Origin of the sequence: Chitinibacter sp. ZOR0017 (assembly GCF_000799095.1) — a bacterium.
In the GTDB taxonomy this organism is placed as follows: domain Bacteria; phylum Pseudomonadota; class Gammaproteobacteria; order Burkholderiales; family Chitinibacteraceae; genus Chitinibacter; species Chitinibacter tainanensis.
On sequence record NZ_JTLG01000017.1, the window covers coordinates 24023 to 41122 of the forward strand.

Genomic DNA, 17100 nt, shown 5'->3' on the forward strand with positions numbered 1-17100 from the left:
CCCATCTAGCATAGCGGTCCATACCCCATGGAAAAAATCCTGTTTGAAATTCTAAGTACCATCCTGGCCACCATCTCGGCGCTGTTACCCATTGCCAACCCCTTGATGACCGTGGCCATTTTGCCGGGCCTGGCGGCGCATTTATCCGATGCCGAGCGTGACGCCCAAGTGAAGCGCGCCTGTATCTATATGGCCGCCATTCTGGTGACCTTTTTGCTGGCCGGCGCGCTGATTATGGATTTTTTCCAGATCTCGATTCCCGGCCTGCGTATAGCCGGTGGCCTGATCGTGAGTTATTTCGGTTTTGATATGCTGTTTGCCGAGCCGCACGACCCCGCCGCCAATAGCACCCCGGGCAAGCGCGATATTTCCTTCACCCCGCTGGCCATGCCGTCGTTGTCTGGCCCCGGCTCGATTGCGGTGGTGATCTCGATGTCATCAGGGGTGCACGGCCAGACCGCCTTGCCGATCTGGCTAGGCTATCTGACGGTGGTGTGCGGCATTTTGCTGGTGGCCTATATCGCCTGGATTACCCTGCGCGCCTCCAGCAAGCTGTACCGGTTTCTGGGCGAGGATGGCATTAACGCGATTTCCCGCATCATGGGCTTTTTGCTGATCTGTATCGGGGTGCAATTCATTATCAACGGTGTGGGTGGCCTCTTGCACGACCCGCATTTCTGGCCGCACGCGGTCAGCCGCTAAAAAAAACGGCGCCTCGGCGCCGTTTTTTTTAGCTAAACCCTTGTTTAGGCGAGATTCATTTTCCGGCGGCGGGCTGCCAATAGGCCCACTAAACCCACTCCCATTAGGGCATAGGTTTCAGGTTCAGGCACGGGGGCCGTTACTGCCGAATCCACCCCACTTAAGTGGATATTCCAGTTTTTTCCCATTCCCGTGTGATTGGCGGGCTGGCTCCAAACTGCCAAGTCAATCGGGCTTTGATTGTCGTATTTGAAGCCCTGACTCAGGCTGCTACCTTTTGCAAAGTTATTGTAGGTTGCAGTGGTAAACAGATAGTCACCTGCACCTAGAAAACTGAAAATCAGGCCAGAATCAAAGCGTGTTTGGCCCGCTGCGATCGTTGAATCGTCATCATTTTCTTTTACCAGCGTCCAGTCGTTGCCAGTTTTACGCCATACCGCAGTGATAGGGTCAAAGTTCACACCATTTTTGAACGAATCGGTCCAAACGCGTACGTTAGTCGCGTCATTTGCAAGCGTGAATGTGGTTTTTACCACTTGATTGTGGAAATTCAGTGTACCAGCAAAGTCAAACACCGCGGCGTTGGCCGCAGTCGTGCCCAGCAAGCTGAGGGCGAGAACGAGTTTTTTCATCTCTTGGATCCTAGGTCTGATTAGTTATGTCTGAGGAAAAACCAAGAGTTGATAATGGCATTGATTACATAATTTGAAAGTGATTGGCTTAACAAATTTGTATTTATTCGGTCATTATTTTGTCATTTCAGATGAGCGGTAATTTGATCCTTTATTTGCTGCACCGCATCGGCGGCCAAGCAATCCAACCGCAGCACATCATCCATACCGCGCAACCAGGTGAGCTGGCGTTTACACAGCTGGCGCGTGGCCACGATGCCGCGATAGCGCATCTCGGCGTAGTCGCATTCGCCGGCCAAGTGTTCCCACATTTGCCGATAGCCTACGCAGCGCATCGAGGGCAGCTCGATATTGAGCCGGTATTTCTGTTGCAGGGCGCGCACTTCATCGGCAAAACCATTCGCCAGCATCAGGTCATAGCGCAGGGCAATGCGTTCGTGCAGTACGCCGCGCTCGGAAGGCTCCAGCGCGATCTTCAGCAGGCGATAGGGCAAGGCGGCTGCGCCAGGCTCGGCCAGAATCGCTGACATGGGCCGTCCGGCCAGCAGGCAAATTTCAATCGCCCGCTCAATCCGCTGGGTTTCGCTGGGCATCAGCCGGGCCGCAGTGGCGGGGTCGAGCGCGGCGAGCTTGGCGTGCATATGCACCCAGCCATGGGTGTTGGCCTCGTGCTCCAGTTCGGCGCGCAAGGCTGGGTCAGCAGGCGGTAGCTCATGCAGGCCATTTTGCAGCGCATTGAAATACAGCATGGTGCCACCGACCAGTACGGGCACTTTGCCGCGTGCGCTAATGTCGGCCATCAGCGCCAGCGCATCGGTGCGAAATTGCCCGGCGGAATAGCTCTCTTCCGGGCTAATGATATCCAGCAAGTGATGCGGCGCGCGGCGCTGCTCCTCGGCATCGGGTTTGGCCGTGCCGATGTCCATATCCTTAAACACCAGCGCCGAATCAACCGAAATGAGCTCGACCGGTAAGCCCGCTTCCACCAGCGCAATCGCCGCTGCAGTTTTGCCGCTGGCCGTGGGGCCCATTAAAAAAATCGCGGGGGGAAGTTTATACATGTTGAGATTCCAAAGTGCGGCGTTGTGCGATCAAGTGCAGGCTGGCTGTGCAGCATACCGCTGCCAGCAGGGCCGGAATCAGGGCGGCAAAGCCCCATTGGCTGATTCCCAGTGGCCACAATAAGAAGCACACCGCAAAGCCGATCAGCCCGAGCACAAAGCCGCGTAATTGATGCAACAGTGCGCTGCGGCCCTGCAGTGCCAGGGTGAACGCTGGCAAGATGAGCGAAGCAACCGGAAAGCCGGTAAAGATGCCGCTATAGCTCGCCCCTACGCGGGGCGCGGTCAGGCTCAAGACCAAAATCAGGGCTGCGGCCAAGGCCATGCGCAAAAATAATTCGATTTTCGGTAGGCTGCTTTTGGCTTGGAGTTGATTTTGTCTAGGTATGATCTTGTAAGCCATGGCTAGAAACAATATCGAGTAGATACCGCTATAGGGTATCTGCTGAGCCGAACAGTGCACGAGCACGATCGCCATGACTACGTAGCCCAGCAGTGCCAGCAGAATGGTACCGCTGGTCTTAAAAAAGGGGCTCGCGAAGGCCAGCAACAAGATATACGTTGTATTGGCGAATAAGCCAATCGGCGCATACTCAATCACTTCGCGGGTAAATGTCGCACCTTGCTCCAGCCATATTATGCCGATAATCAACAGCGCCAGACTAGGCAGGCCAGCTAAGACGCCCGCCATCTGTTGGCCCCAGCGTTGGCCAGCCAGACTGGTGGCGCCGATCACCAAGGGGCCAGCGATCAGTTTGGCGAACACTACGCTCAGCATTACTGGCCTCGCATAAAGAGTTTATCCAGATCATGCATCGACAGGCGAAACCACGTTGGCCGGCCGTGATTGCATTGGCCTGAGCGCTCGGTGACTTCCATTTCGCGCAGCAAGGCGTTCATTTCCGGGATGGTGAGGGCGCGATTGGCGCGCACCGAGCCATGGCAGGCCATGGTGGCCAGTAGCTCATTGCGCCGGCCGGCGAGCACTTGCGATACGCCCACCATGCGGATATCACGCAGCATGGCTTGCGCGAGCTCCACCGGGTTGGAGTGTTGCAACAGCATCGGCACTGCGCGCACCGCCAGCTGGGTGGGGGAGGAGACGGATAATTCCAGCCCCAGCGCGGCCAGTTCTGCGCCATGATCTTCGACGGTGGCCACATCGAGTTTATCGGCGCTAAAAACATGCGGGATCAGCAGCGGCTGCATCGGCATGGTGTGCAGATCAAGGGCCGTTTTGAGTTTTTCGTACACCACGCGCTCATGCGCGGCGTGCATATCGACCACGATCAGCCCGTCCTCGGCCTGGCTGAGGATATACACGCCATGCAGCTGCGCCAGCGCAAAGCCCAGCGGTGGGATCGCGGCATCGTCGGCGGCGGGGATGGCTTCGCGGCGGGCAGCTCCGGCCGGTAGATAGGCATCCACGCGGCGGGCAGCTCCGGCCGGTAGATAGGCATCCACGCTGCGGGCGGCCACCGGGCGTTGGGCCGCCAGTTGCTGCATCCAGGCTGGTTTGTCGCTGCTGGCTACGCTGTTGGCTGCGGTGCTGGCCGTGGCCTCAGCGGGCGCTCCAGCAGCGCGGAAATCGCCAAAGAGCTGGTCATACAATGCCAGTGGTGCTGCGCCCACTGCGGGCGAGGCGGCGGGGCTGGCCTGATAGCGGGGTGGGTTTTCCTGCGCGAGCCGCGTGGCTGGCTCGCTGGGCATCGGTAGCGGCATCGCCTGCTGATGGCGGTAGGCGTGTTGCGCATAATCTTGCGGCTTCATGTCGCCTTGGGGTATGTTTACCTTGGCTATGATTTCTCCGGTTTCTGGGTCGATACCCTCCGGGGTATTGCTGGCGCCGGCGGTGGTTTTGGCCAGCGCTTTGGAAAGGCTGGTAAACAGAAAGCGATAGACGGCCTGACTTTCGCGAAAGCGCACCTCGATCTTGGTGGGGTGCACATTGACATCCACGCCTTCGGGGTCGAGCTCCAGAAACAGGCAGAACGCCGCATGCAGATTGTGATGCAGTACGTCGCGATAAGCTTCGCGCAGCGCGTGCTGTACCACTTTATCGCGCACAAAGCGGCCATTCACAAAAAAGAACTGTGCTTCGCGGCTGGATTTGCCCAGCGTTGGCGAGCCGGCGATGCCATACAGCCGCAGGCCTTTGCCCTCGGCGCCAAAGCCTTCGTCCACCATGATGCCGGTGTTGACGAATTCTTCGCCAATAATCGCCGCGGCGCGGCGGGCCAGATCGCCGGCGGGCCAGCGCTGCTGGGCGCGGCCATTGTGCAAGGTGGTAAACGCCACGCTCGGGTTGGCGAGCGCAATCCGCTCGATCATGGCCGCGCAGTGGGCGTATTCGGTGGCGTCGGATTTGAGAAATTTCTTGCGTGCCGGCACCTGATGATACAAATCGTGCACTTCAATCGTGGTGCCCGCGGCCAGCGCGGCTGGCTCCGGCTCAAGTAATCGGCCATGATCGGCCTCAACGCGCCAGGCATGTTTGGCCAGCTGGCCGTCTTCACTGAGCCGGCTGGTCAGGGTCAGGCGTGACACCGAGGCAATCGAGACCAGCCCCTCGCCGCGAAAGCCCAGCGTACCTACGCGAGCCAGATCGTCCATGCTGGCGATCTTGCTAGTGGCGTGGCGGTGTAGCGCCAGCGCTAGCTCGTCTTTGGCGATACCGCAGCCATCGTCAATCACCTTGATCAGCTTGGTGCCGCCGCCGTGCAGCTCGATTTGCAAGCTGCGGCTGCCGGCGTCGATGCTGTTTTCCAGCAATTCTTTCAGTGCCGAGGCGGGGCGCTCGACCACTTCGCCGGCGGCAATCTGGTTGACCAGATGGTCTGACAATAACTGGATACGTGGCATGGCGAGGGATGTTCTAAGATGAAGCTAGGCAGGCTGCCAGTATACCAGCCGGGCCGGGGATCAATCAGCAAACAAGGTGTGCGAGCATGTCGATGAAAAAAATCAGCTGTGTGATCGTTGACGATGACGCGATTATGCGCAATTTGATGGCCAGCCTGCTGCGGCGGCTGGAATTTAATGTGTTGGCCGATCTCGGACAGGGGCACGAGGCGCTGCGCATTTGTATGGATCGCAGCCCGCAGCTGGTGCTGCTGGACATCAATCTGCCGCAAACCGATGGCATGGAATTACTGCCGCAATTACTGCACCTCAATCCGGCGCCCAAGGTGATTATGGTGAGCGGTGAGGCCACGGGCGAGAAAGTGCGCGAAGCCTTGGCGCTGGGCGCGAGCGGCTTTGTGGTGAAACCCTTCACCCCGGCCCGCCTGCTGGATGCCATCAGCAAGGCAATGGGGGTGAAGATCGAGATGTAGTGGCTTGCCGGGTATTGCGCTGCCAGCCTTTCATCTATTGGCTTTCAACGCTATACCCTGCTTATTGCTGCGCCAGCTTGGTGCGCGACAAGGGCGGGTTTTTCGCAAAATAGCGTTTGATCCCGCGAAACAGCGCTTGCGCCATTTTTTGCTGATAGTCTTCGTCGATCAGCTTTTTCTCTTCTTCCGGATTGGAAATAAACGCCGTTTCCACCAGCACCGATGGAATATCCGGTGCTTTGAGCACCGCAAAGCTGGCTTGCTCCACATTGGGTTTGTGCAGGCGATTAATCCCGCCCAGCTCGCCCAGCATCACTTTACCGAGCTTCAGGCTGTCGTTGATGGTGGCGGTGGTGGTGAGATCCAGCAGCGTGCGGCGCAAATCTTCCGCACCCGATTTAATTTTCACCCCGCCAATCAGATCGGCATCATTTTGCGTTTGGGCGAGCCAGCGCGCCGCTGAGCTGGAGGCGCCGCCTTCCGAGAGCGCAAACACCGAGCTGCCATTGGCATCGGGCCGGGTAAAGGCATCGGCGTGAATCGAGACAAACAAATCGGCCTGCACCGCGCGGGCTTTTTTTACCCGTACGCCCAGCGGTACAAAAAAGTCGGCATCGCGCGTCATCACCACGCGGAAATTCGGCTCGTTTTGCAGTAATTCACGCAGTCGCTTGGCAATCTGCAGCACCACGGTTTTTTCATGCGTGCCTGATGGCCCCACTGCGCCAGGGTCTTCACCGCCGTGGCCGGGGTCGAGCACCACGGTGATCAGCCGATCAACTTTCAGTTTGTCGCGATCCACGCTGTCGTTAGCGCGGGTTTTCTCGCTCTGGCTGGCTTTATTGTCGGCGGGCTTGGCCTCGGCGGTTTTGGTTTCGCCGGCTTTGCTGGCTTGGCTGGCGGATTTATCCGGCTTATTAAAGGCTGGCGGATTAGGGTCGTTTTTGAGCTGGCCGTTGTCGTTCAAAAAGGCCAGTAGCTCGTCGGTTTGCACCGCCGGATACAGATCGATCACCAGCCGGTTTTTGTATTCGGCCACCGGATCAAGGGTAAAAATCTGCGGTTTGACTTCGGCTTTGAGATCCAGCACCAGCCGCACCACGCCGGGCTTATTGCGGCCCGCGCGCAAAAGCTTGATATAGGGGTCGTTGTCGCCGACTTTGCCGGCCAGGCTTTGCAGCTCGCTGTTTAAATCCACGCCTTCCAGATCGACCACCAGCCGCTCCGGGTCTTTGAGCGAAAACTGCTTAAAGCTCAGTGGCGCATTCGATTCAATGGTGACGCGGGTATAGGCATTGGCCGGCCACACCCGCACGGCGATCACGCTGGCCGCGGCGGCGGCGAGCCCCACCGGGGTCACCGAGAGCAGCAGCGTGCCGGCCAGCGTGCGCAGCACGGCACGGCGGGCGAGCGGGGTTTCGCTCAGGGCGCTGGTGAATGAGGGTGTAACTTGTTCTGACATGCCAAACCTAAAGTAGTGAGCGCGCGCAGGGTGAAGCACCGGCCTGCGCCTTCCGGGGTCAGGGTAATGATCCAGTCGGGGGAGGGTAATTGGCCCTGGGCTTTATCTGCCCATTCGATCAAACACACCGAGTCCGGATTGAAATAATCACGGAAACCGGCGTCTTCCCACTCGCTTGGATCATTAAACCGATACAAATCAAAGTGATAAAAGTATAAGTTAGAAATTACATAAGGTTCAACCAAGGTATAGGTGGGGCTTTTCACACGCCCCGCATAACCGAGGGCCCGCAGCAGGCCGCGGGTGAGGGTGGTTTTGCCGGCGCCGAGGTCGCCTTCCAGAAAGATGGTCATGCCGCCCGCCAGGGCTGGGGCCAATTGCTGGCCGAGCGCCAGCGTGGCGTCTTCATCGCTTAAAAAACCAGAGAAGGCGGTATCATTGTGCGTATGCATGCATCGAACCCAATGGATTATCAGGCGCTGGCGACTCAGATTAAAGAGTGGGCCAGCGAGCTTGGCTTTGCCCGCGCGGCGATTACTGGCGTGGATTTAGCACACGCCGAAGCAGGGCTGGCCGACTGGCTGGCGCGCGGGTTTCATGGCGAGATGGATTATATGGCAAGGCATGGTTTAAAGCGTGCCCGACCGGCAGAATTAGTACCAAATACCGTGGCGGTGATCAGTGTTTTTATGCCGTATCGCGCTGGAGGCCTTGATCCACATGCCGTGCTGGCCGATACCGAGCGGGCGTATATCTCGCGCTATGCCTTAGGGCGAGACTATCACAAGGTGCTGCGTAATCGCTTGCAGCAATTGGCCGACCGGCTGGCGGCGCAGATTGGCCCCTTTGGGCATCGGGTGTTTGTGGATTCGGCGCCGGTGCTGGAAGTCGAACTCGCCAAGCAGGCGGGGCTGGGTTGGCGCGGCAAACACTCTTTATTGCTCAATCGCGACTTTGGCTCGTTTTATTTTCTGGGCGAACTATTTACCGATTTGCCGCTGCCGCCTGATCCGCCGTTACCGAAAGAGCATTGCGGCAATTGCACGGCTTGTATCGAGGCCTGCCCGACGCAGGCGATTGTGGCGCCGTATCAGGTGGATGCACGGCGCTGTATTTCCTACCTGACCATTGAGCTGAAAGGCCCGGTGCCGCTGGAGTTTCGCCGCGCCATCGGTAATCGCGTGTATGGCTGCGATGATTGCCAGCTGGTGTGCCCGTGGAACCGCTTTGCCGCCACCAGCGCCGAAACCGACTTTGCCATTCGCCATGGTCTTGATGATGTGACGCTGCTGGCGCTGTTTGCCTGGAGCGAGGACGACTTTAATACCAAAATGGCCGGTAGCCCGATTTACCGCATTGGCTATGCCAAATGGCTGAGTAACCTGGCGCTGGGCCTGGGTAATGCTACCCCCAGCCCAGCTATCGGCGCGGCACTGGCCGCGCGGGCGGATGATCCGAGCCCGCTGGTGCGCGAGCATGTGGCATGGGCTTTGCAGGAAGGTGGGTATGTAGCTAAAGGCCTTTAGCTGTATGGCCTGTAGCTAGATACGGCGCTGGGTATTAGTCTTTGCGCGACTCACGGCCATAGCAGGCCAGCACATCATCGATCGTCAGCAGCGCCTGACTAATCTGCAGCGGCTTACTCAGATAGGCGACAAAGCCGCTGGCCAGTGCGTCGTTAATCTGCTCGGGCAAGGTGTTACCCGAGAGCGCCACGCAGGGGATATCGCGGGTGCTGGCATGGTTTTGCAGCTGGGTGTAAATGCTTTGCCCGGTGCCATCGGGTAGCTGCTGATCGAGCAAAATCAGGTCGGGTTTGAGCTGCTTGGCCATGGCGATGCCATCTTGCCCGGTTTTGGCCACATACACATGGTATTGCGGCCGCTGTTTGAGCAGCACATTTTGCAGCAGCTTTTGCGACAGTAAATCGTCTTCGATATACAGCAAGGTGCGGCTGCGATCATCGGCAGGGGCGGTGATGATGCTGGTCTGCGCCTTAAAGGGCTCCGCGCCCAGCAGCTCAATCCAGAAAGTACTGCCCACATCCAGTTGGCTGCTGACGCCGACTTGCCCTTGCATCAGTTGCGCCAGCTTGCGGGTAAACGCTAGCCCGATGCCGGTGCCCTCGATCCGATCCAGATGCGAGCCCACGCGGTTGAAGGTGGTAAAGAGCTGCGCCTGATCTTCTTCGGCAATTCCAAGTCCGGTATCGCGCACATTGATGCGCCAGCCGTGCTCGCCCGCACGCTCCACCTGAATATCCACCCGCCCGCCTTGGCGATTGTATTTAATGGCGTTCGAAATCAGATTGAGCAGCATTTGCCGCAGCCGGCGCTCATCAGCCAGCACGGTGGCAGCGGGCAGCGCTGCGGCGCTGAGCGTCACCTGATTATCCCGCGCCAGCAGCTGGGTGAGATTCAGGCATTCCTGAATACAGGTGGGCAGATTGACGGGCTCTAGTTTGAGCTTGAGCTTGCCCGCCTCGATACTGGCCAGATCCAGTACTTCATTGATTAATTCCAGCAAATGCCGGCCAGCCTGATGGATATAGCCACCCAGCACCTGATGCTCATTGCCGCTGTCGTTTTCAATCACCTGGGCAAAACCCATCATGGCATTGAGCGGGGTGCGCAGCTCGTGGCTCATGTGGGCGAGGAAGTCGGATTTGGCCTGATTGGCTTGCTGGGCCTGATCGCGGGCTTCGCGTAGCTGGGCTTCGATGGCTTTGAGTGCCGAAATATCATGCAGGCAAAACAGCCGGCCGATTGGCGCATCGCGGTATTGTTGCGGGCAGCTGGTGATTTCATACACTCGCCCATCGCGCAGGGCAAAGGTTTGCTGCTCGCTCACAAACGGGTCGTGATATAGCAGCCGCAGCCAGTCGTCAAAGCGGCGCGAGTCGGGTAATTGCTGTTTGAATTCGCTTAAGGGCTGGGCAAACAGATCGGGCAGACGCTGTTCAATCGGCCAGACTTGCAGCAGGCGATGGTTGTAATGCTGGATAACGCCATCCAGATTGGTAACCAAAATGCCATCCACGGTGGATTCCAGCGTGGCGGCCAGGAGGGCGCTGGTTTTGTCGCTTTCTTCTTCCAGTTTTTTGCTGGCGCTGATGTCTTGCACCGAGATAATGCACACCGGCCCATCGCCGCTATCCACCAGGCGGATGGTTTTACTCACGCTAAACAGATGCCCTTGCGCGTGGCGGTATTCGCCTTCGACACGGGTGACTTCCTGTAGCCCGCATTGGCGGACGTCTTCCCAGAAAAACACATCCTGCAGGCCAACTTCGATCTGGCTGATCGGCAGGCCCAGCAAGGTGCTCAGCGGATAACCGAGCAGGCTTTCGCAGGCCGGGTTGGCGGCCACAATGACTTCCTGCTGCGGATCCACCGCCAGAATGGCGATCGCACAATAATCACTCAGCAGGTGTGGGGCTATCATGCTTGGGGCTCGCTGGGGCTAAAGTAATACGTCATCCGTTTGCGCGGATTCAGGTAGCTCAGCACCGGCCGCGCCAGCTGGCTGGCTTTGAGTGCCTTGCTGATATTCAGATCCGGATGACGTTCCAGATCCAGCACCATGGCCTGCTCGGCCGGGATAGACGGATCATAAACCAGCACTTGCGGCTTTAAGGGGCGCGAGGCATTCACCGCCACCACCAGCCCGTAATATTCATTAGATAACTGCACCAGCGTGCCCGGCGGATATACGCCCAAGCTGCGAATCAGCATATTCATCGCCGCCGGATCGAATTTGGGCTTTTGCTGGGCAAACATCAGCGATAAGCCCTCATGCGGCGTGAGCGAGGTGGCCGGATTGATTTTATTGCAGTGATTGTCGTAGGTATTCACCACCGCCAGTATTCGCGCCAGCGGGTGGATTGAATCAATGCCCAGCTGCTTGGGGTAGCCACTGCCATCGCAGTGCTCATGATGCTGGGCGATAATCAGCTGGGTTTCGGCATCGAGCCCCGCGCGGCGGGCGGTATCGACGCCCCATTGGCAATGCTGCTCGTAGAGGCTTTTTTCGGCGCGGTTGAGAGGCTCGGTTTTCAGCAAAATCCGGTCGGGCACTTCGACCTTGCCGCAATCGTGCAGCAGGCTGGCCAGCGCCAGTTTTTCGATTTGCGCCCGGCTAAAATTCATTTCCCGCGCCAGCATCATTCCCAGCACGGTGGTGTTGAGCGAATGAAAATACAGATCATCGCCCAGCGCCTTGTCATTCATCAGGTGAATGGCAATGTCGTTGTCGGTGAGCAGTGTGTCGAGCATGGTGCCCACCAGCACTGTGGCGGCGGTCACACTGTCTTTGGGGTTGCTGTGTACCTCGCGATTGAGCTTGCGCACCGTGCCGGCCGCCGAACTAAAGGCCTTGGTACACTCGGCCAGTAGTGCCCGACGGCGCTCTTGTTCGAGCTGCCGTTGGCGTTTGGCCGCCATTTCGGCGGCAATGGCCGGGTCGATTTCGATGGGGGCGGCAGCGCTGACCGCCGCGGGCTCGAGCGCCTGAGTGGCTGCTTCAGCCGGGGGGCAATCGCTCTTTTCCGGGCTGTAACGGATTTGTTTCAAGCCAAGATTTTTAATTGTCTTAATTTGCTCGTCAGATTTGAGCTTGAAACTACCGAAAGGGAACGGGTGGTCCATCCAGTTCAGATCCAGATGGATAAACAGGCCGACTTGCAGTTGCTCCGGTGAAATATATGCGGCAGATTCGTCTTGGGGCATGGCCTGGCGGGGGATCTCGGTGGGCATTCAATCGTCTATTAGTATGAGCTAAAAATGTTACTTTTGCAGTGTCGACGGAGCTAGCCACGATGAGTTCGCCAATGATTCATCCGCTGGGGGAGGCCGCGCTGGTGCTGGATGCCGGGGTGAGTGCGCAAACACGCTTGCTGGCCATGGGGTATCTGGCTGAGCGTAAATCAAACCGCCTTTTCCAGCTTATACCCGGGGTGGGTAATATCACGATGCGCTTTAATCCGCTGCAGCTGGCGAGTAGCGAGGCGCTGGTGCTGCTGCAAAGCCTGTGGGCGCAAGCCGAAGCGGTCAGTTTGCCGCCGCCGCGGCAGTTTGAAATACCGGTGGTGTATGGCGGGGCCGCCGGCCCTGATCTGGCGCTGGTGGCCGAGCATTGTCAGCTCAGCGAAGCGGCGGTGATCGAAGCGCACGCTAGCCCGTGGTATGACGTGCTGTGCATTGGGTTTTTGCCGGGTTTTCCCTATTTAGCGGGCTTGCCCACCGCTTTGCACACCCCGCGGCGCAGTGTGCCCCGGCATCAGGTAGCCACTGGCGCCGTCGGGATCGGTGGCGCGCAGACGGGGATTTATCCTTGCCCCAGCCCGGGCGGCTGGCAGCTGATTGGTCAAACCAGCGTCAATTTGTTTGACCCGACCCGCGCCGAGCCCTGTTTGCTGCGCGCTGGCGATCAATTGCGCTTTGTGCCGCAGGAGGCCTGATGGGACACAAACACATACTGCTGCGGCTAGAAAAAGCCGGCGTACAAAGCACGGTGCAGGATCTGGGCCGGGTCGCCGCGGCCAGCTGGGGCGTGCCGGCCGGTGGCGCTGCTGATCCGCTGGCACTGCAGCTGGCCAATCTGCTACTGGGCAATCCACCCGAAGCCGCCGCGCTGGAAATCACGCTGGGTGGGCTGCGCGGGCAGTTTGAACACACGACCTCGTTTGCGCTGGCTGGCGCCGATTGCGAAGCGCGACTGGATGGCGAGCGCCTGCTGCCCAATGCTGTGTACCGCGCCTGCAAAGGGCAGCAGCTGGTGCTGGGCACGCCGGCGCACGGCATGCGCACTTATCTAGCTTTGCCGGGCGGGCTGGATGTGCCGCTGCTGGCCGGTAGCCGAGCTACCCTGCTGCCGGCGGCGCTGGGCGGCTGGCAGGGGCGGCCACTGCGCAAGGGCGATGTATTGCGTGGCCTGCGGCGTGACAAACACTGCCCGCCCTGTGCCATGGCCTTGCCGCCCCGCGGGCATATCTTGCGCTATTTGCCCGGCCCGCAATGGGGCGAGCTGGGGAGCGAAGGCCAGCGCCGCTGGCAACACACGGCCTGGCAGCTGGATCAGCAATCGAACCGGATGGGCTTGAAACTCAATGGCGCCGAGCTGGTCATGGAAACCCCGCTGCAGCTCCGCTCGCATGCGGTCTTGCCGGGGACAGTGCAGTTGCCGCCAGGTGGCCAGCCGATTGTGCTGCTGGCCGATGCGCAGCTCACCGGCGGCTATCCGGTGATCGCCCAGATTATTCAGGCTGATTTGTGGCGACTAGGGCAGTTGCGCGCTGGCGAGCGCGTGCAGATGCAGCAGGTCGATGAAGCTAGCGCGCTGGCTGCGCTGCGCGAGCAGCAGCAGTGGTTTCGCCGGCTGGCCCAAGTGCGTGCTAGCCTGCGCCCGCTGCAGCCAGCGCAAAGCAGCGTAGAATAAGGGCTATGCAGACTCATATTGATTTAAACGCCGATCTGGGCGAGGGCTTTCCGCTGGATGCCCAGCTGATGCCTTTACTCAGCTCGGTGAATATCGCTTGCGGTGGCCATGCCGGCGATGTCGATTCGATGCGCGCCACCGTGCGCCTGGCGCGCCAATATGGCGTGCGCATTGGCGCGCACCCTAGCTACCCGGATCGCGAGCAGTTTGGCCGGCGCAGCATCGATCTGACCGAGAGCCAGCTGGTGTTTAGCCTCACCGCCCAGCTATGGGCGCTGAAAGCCGTCTGTATCGAAGAAGGCGTCTCGGTGGCGTATGTGAAGCCGCATGGCGCGCTGTATAACGATGCGGCGGCGTCGCGCCCGCTGGCGCAGCAAATTGCGCAAATGATTCGCGAAGTAGACCCCGATCTGGCGCTGATGGGCTTGGCTGGTTCGGCGCTGATCGATGCCGGCCGTGCAGTGGGTTTACGAGTGATTGAAGAGGGCTTTGCTGATCGCGCGTATTTGCCCGATGGCCAGCTGCAGCCGCGCAGCCAGCCCGGCGCGGTGCTCACTGATCCCACTGCCGTGCTTGAACAGGCGCTGTGGCTGAGCCAGCGCGTTGATTCTCTTTGCCTGCATGGCGACAACCCTGCCGCGCTGGTGCAGGCCCAGCTGATTCGCCAGGCGCTGGAGCAGGCGGGCATCCGCATCGCGGCCGATTATGATCCGCATGCTGGTTTGTTTGTGAGCTAAATCGCGGCTTAATCCCAGCGCTGCGCGCCCAGCCAGGCGCACAGGCGTGCGCTGAAAGCCGCCGCGCTGCTATCCCACATCATCGCGTGCCCGGCCGCAGGCAGGCGCTCGGCGCTCACGCCCCAGGCTTGCGCGGTGAGCGCAACATCGGACCACGGGATAATATTGTCATGCTCGGCCCCGAGCACCCAGACCGGATAATTCACCGCTTGCGGCCAGTTTTTCCACCATTGCGGCAGCCATAATTCGCCGAGCGCGGCCATCGATTCGGGCTGGGCGCGGCTGGCAAAGGCTTCCACCTGCAGCATGGGGGTTTCTGGCGCGAATAAAAGATGCCGCAGCATGGCGGCATCCAGCTGGGTGGTGTGCCCGAGCGCAAAACCCTGCAAGCCCAGCAGCAATTGCGGATGCACGGTGCTCATGTATTGCAGCGAGCCGGCCAGCCCGTAAGGCGGAATACTGGCCAGCAAAATCAGCGCTTTAGGCGGTGTGGCGCGGGCGATTTCCTGCGCCAGATAGCCGCCCAGCGAATGGCCGAGCAAAATGCAGGGCTCGCCAATTTGCGCCAATGCCTGCCGCACATCGGCCAGATAATCGCCGAGCTGATTGTGCGCTAATTCCCAAAAGCCGCTGCTTTGGCCGTGCCCGCGCAGGCTCAGTGCATGGCTGGTGTAGCCGGCGGCGGCGAGCTGGGCTTGCACCCCTTGCCAGCACCAGGCGCCGGCAAAAGCGCCGTGGAGCAGCAGGAGGGGCGGGGCGCCATTGGCTTGGCTAGGTTTGAGACTAATCAGTTCGAGGTCGGGTGCGGGCATGGTGGGGAGCAAAAATAAAGAGGAAGAATGGGCGCCAAGCGCTTAGGCACCTTCGCGCGGGCCGGGCAGGCCCGGCTCGAGACCATCGTGGCGCTGCAGAGCGCGGCTCAGGCGCTGGCCGAGTTTGGCCAGATCGACACTATGCGCCGCGCTGCGCTCGCGGCACCGGCTTTGCAGCAGGCGATTGGCCGGCAAGCGGCCACTGGCTAAGGCATACACAATCCGATTGGCGCTGTGATCGGCGCCGATCGCGAGCGTGGCGCCATGAAAGCTGGTGCGGATGCGCTGGTAGTAGCTATCAAAGCGCGGATCACTGCCCCAGAGATTGACTACCAGCACCCCATCCGGGCGCAATTGGCGACGGCAGGTGTCAAAGAAAGTCTGGCTGGCCAGCCGCTCCGGCATGCCGTTGGGGCCGTAGGCATCGATCAATAGCACATCGAAGGGTGCATGTCGTTCTTGCAGCCAATCGCCCCCATCGGCGCAGCTAATCTGCAGCCGCGGGCTGTTGGGCACCGCAAACTGCGGGGCCAGCGCGATCACGGCCGCGCTGATTTCGGCCACGGCAATCTGGCTGGTCGGCAGGTAATGATGACAGTATTTGGCCAGCGAGCCACCGCCCAGACCTATCATGCCGATATGGTGGGTATCTTCCTGCAGCAAAACAAAACCAAGCATGCTGCGCGTATACCCCAGGATAAGCTCGTTCGGATGTTGTTTATTCATCCGGCTCTGGACGGTTTTTAGATCAAACATCAGCGAGAGCTCGTCGCCTTCGTCATAGACAAAGGGTTGGCCGGTTTCGCTTTCGGCCAGCAAGCTGGCAAAACTGGGGCTCTGACTCACGGGGCGAGGCCTGAAGGAAGAAGGCTTCACGCTACCGTCGCGCGCGCAGCTTGTCGAGTCTGCGCCCTCGTTTGCCACCCGTGATGCACACTGGCTTGATCTGCGCCAAGCTTGGCGCGGATTCTGCGCCGGCGGCGGCAGAATGCCCGTGCAATGCCTATCACGCCCCGCGCGCACAAGGTAGAATGGCGGCTTTTGTGGCTGCGGCGTGCGTATGCAAACTTCTTTGCCTTCTCATCCGATTGGGGTGTTTGATTCCGGGGTGGGTGGACTGACCGTGGTGCGGGCCCTGATGGATCGCCTGCCGTTTGAAAACATCATCTACTTTGGCGACACCGCCCGCGTGCCCTACGGCGTGAAATCGGTGGCAACCATCGAGCATTACACGCAGCAGATCGCCGATTTTCTGCAGCAGCAGCAAGTAAAAATGCTGATCATCGCCTGCAACACCATGGCGGCGGTGGCGGCGGACAAAGTGCGGGCCAATTCGCCCGTGCCGGTGCTGGATGTGATCGAGGCCGGCGCGCGCAATGCCGTGGCGCATACCCGCACTGGCGGCATCGGCGTGATCGGCACGCCCACTACGATTAATTCCAATGCCTATGCCCGCGCGATTCATCAGCTGAACCCGGCTACCCGCGTGTATTCACAAGCCTGCCCGCTGTTTGTGCCGCTGGTGGAAGAGGGCTGGCTGGATCATCCGGTCACGCGCATGACCGCGCAGGAATACCTCAAGCCGGTGTTCGTTGAATCGATCGATACGCTGGTGCTGGGCTGCACGCACTATCCATTATTGAAACCACTGCTGCTGGATGTGTGCGGCAACCGCATGCAGCTGGTGGATTCGGCCTTGTCGATCGCGGATCAGACCGCCGAAATTCTCAATAGCAGTGGCCTGGCCAATACCGCCCATCAGCTGCCCGAGTACCGCTTTGTGGTTACCGATTTGCCGGTGAAATTCCAGACCATTGGCGAGCGCTTTCTGGGGCGCAGTCTGGGCAAAATCGAGCTCACCCAGCTCTAAACTAAAGCTTGTGTCCCACGCAACAAAGCCCGCAGCAGCGGGCTTTGTGATTTT

The 17100-nt window shown here is 59.6% G+C and carries 17 protein-coding genes; 7 read left to right on the plus strand and 10 right to left on the minus strand.

Annotated features, from left to right (window positions below; translation table 11 throughout):
• Positions 1–27 precede the first annotated feature (27 nt).
• Positions 28–702, plus strand: coding sequence for a MarC family NAAT transporter (locus L991_RS05255; RefSeq protein ID WP_051258737.1), 675 nt, complete (start codon positions 28–30; stop codon positions 700–702).
• A gap of 44 nt (positions 703–746) precedes the next feature.
• Here L991_RS05255 and L991_RS05260 read toward each other — a convergent pair whose 3' ends face one another.
• From L991_RS05260 to mutL, 4 genes are all read right to left on the minus strand, one after another.
• A complete protein-coding gene (locus tag L991_RS05260; protein ID WP_047393077.1) occupies positions 747–1334 on the minus strand; it encodes a DVUA0089 family protein in 588 nt (195 codons plus the stop codon).
• Positions 1335–1456: 122 nt separating this feature from the next.
• Positions 1457–2395, minus strand: a complete 939-nt coding sequence (gene miaA / locus L991_RS05265; protein ID WP_047393081.1) for a tRNA (adenosine(37)-N6)-dimethylallyltransferase MiaA — start codon at positions 2393–2395, stop codon at positions 1457–1459.
• Positions 2388–3173 carry a hypothetical protein gene (locus tag L991_RS05270; protein ID WP_047393084.1) on the minus strand — a complete coding sequence of 262 codons (786 nt, stop codon included), beginning with the start codon at positions 3171–3173 and terminating at the stop codon, positions 2388–2390. The genes miaA and L991_RS05270 overlap by 8 nt, the downstream gene beginning before the upstream one ends.
• Positions 3173–5257, minus strand: a complete 2085-nt coding sequence (gene mutL / locus L991_RS05275; protein WP_047393086.1) for a DNA mismatch repair endonuclease MutL — start codon at positions 5255–5257, stop codon at positions 3173–3175. The genes L991_RS05270 and mutL overlap by 1 nt, the downstream gene beginning before the upstream one ends.
• 86 nt (positions 5258–5343) lie before the next feature.
• Between mutL and L991_RS05280 the strand changes: the two genes are divergently transcribed.
• A complete protein-coding gene (locus L991_RS05280; RefSeq protein ID WP_028449083.1) occupies positions 5344–5730 on the plus strand; it encodes a response regulator in 387 nt (128 codons plus the stop codon).
• A 61-nt stretch (positions 5731–5791) separates the two neighbouring features.
• Here L991_RS05280 and L991_RS05285 read toward each other — a convergent pair whose 3' ends face one another.
• A complete protein-coding gene (locus L991_RS05285; protein ID WP_052190641.1) occupies positions 5792–7192 on the minus strand; it encodes an N-acetylmuramoyl-L-alanine amidase in 1401 nt (466 codons plus the stop codon).
• Positions 7153–7644 carry a tRNA (adenosine(37)-N6)-threonylcarbamoyltransferase complex ATPase subunit type 1 TsaE gene (gene tsaE, locus L991_RS05290; RefSeq protein ID WP_047393089.1) on the minus strand — a complete coding sequence of 164 codons (492 nt, stop codon included), beginning with the start codon at positions 7642–7644 and terminating at the stop codon, positions 7153–7155. Before tsaE ends, L991_RS05285 begins: the two co-directional genes overlap by 40 nt.
• Here tsaE and queG point away from each other — a divergent pair.
• Positions 7639–8718, plus strand: a complete 1080-nt coding sequence (queG, locus tag L991_RS05295) for a tRNA epoxyqueuosine(34) reductase QueG (RefSeq protein ID WP_047393093.1) — start codon at positions 7639–7641, stop codon at positions 8716–8718. The genes tsaE and queG overlap by 6 nt on opposite strands.
• Positions 8719–8752: 34 nt before the next feature.
• On the opposite strand, the gene L991_RS16385 is transcribed toward queG, so the two are convergent.
• Entirely contained in the window at positions 8753–10636 is a 1884-nt protein-coding gene (locus tag L991_RS16385) for a PAS domain-containing hybrid sensor histidine kinase/response regulator (RefSeq protein ID WP_052190642.1), read from the minus strand.
• The gene (locus tag L991_RS05305; protein ID WP_051258740.1) at positions 10633–11946 is read right to left on the minus strand and encodes an HD domain-containing phosphohydrolase; all 1314 of its coding nucleotides are present in this window, start codon (positions 11944–11946) and stop codon (positions 10633–10635) included. Before L991_RS05305 ends, L991_RS16385 begins: the two co-directional genes overlap by 4 nt.
• A gap of 62 nt (positions 11947–12008) precedes the next feature.
• On the opposite strand from L991_RS05305, the gene pxpB reads away from it, so the two are divergent.
• Genes pxpB through pxpA form a run of 3 tightly spaced genes read left to right on the plus strand, consistent with a single transcriptional unit; the run spans position 12009 to position 14364 of the window.
• Entirely contained in the window at positions 12009–12650 is a 642-nt protein-coding gene (gene pxpB / locus L991_RS05310) for a 5-oxoprolinase subunit PxpB (RefSeq protein WP_047393096.1), read from the plus strand.
• Complete coding sequence (locus L991_RS05315) at positions 12650–13627, plus strand: biotin-dependent carboxyltransferase family protein (RefSeq protein ID WP_052190643.1); 978 nt, start codon at positions 12650–12652, stop codon at positions 13625–13627. The genes pxpB and L991_RS05315 overlap by 1 nt, the downstream gene beginning before the upstream one ends.
• 5 nt (positions 13628–13632) lie before the next feature.
• A complete protein-coding gene (gene pxpA / locus L991_RS05320) occupies positions 13633–14364 on the plus strand; it encodes a 5-oxoprolinase subunit PxpA (RefSeq protein ID WP_047393099.1) in 732 nt (243 codons plus the stop codon).
• Positions 14365–14372: 8 nt separating this feature from the next.
• Here the strand turns inward: pxpA and L991_RS05325 are convergent, their stop codons facing one another.
• On the minus strand, positions 14373–15176 hold the full coding sequence (locus L991_RS05325; RefSeq protein ID WP_047393101.1) for an alpha/beta fold hydrolase: 804 nt from the start codon (positions 15174–15176) through the stop codon (positions 14373–14375).
• 42 nt (positions 15177–15218) lie between these two features.
• Positions 15219–16022 (minus strand): fused MFS/spermidine synthase, encoded by an 804-nt coding sequence (locus tag L991_RS05330; RefSeq protein WP_052190644.1) that lies wholly within the window; start codon positions 16020–16022, stop codon positions 15219–15221.
• 214 nt (positions 16023–16236) lie between these two features.
• On the opposite strand from L991_RS05330, the gene murI reads away from it, so the two are divergent.
• Positions 16237–17046, plus strand: coding sequence for a glutamate racemase (gene murI / locus L991_RS05335; RefSeq protein ID WP_028449091.1), 810 nt, complete (start codon positions 16237–16239; stop codon positions 17044–17046).
• Positions 17047–17100: the final 54 nt, after the last annotated feature.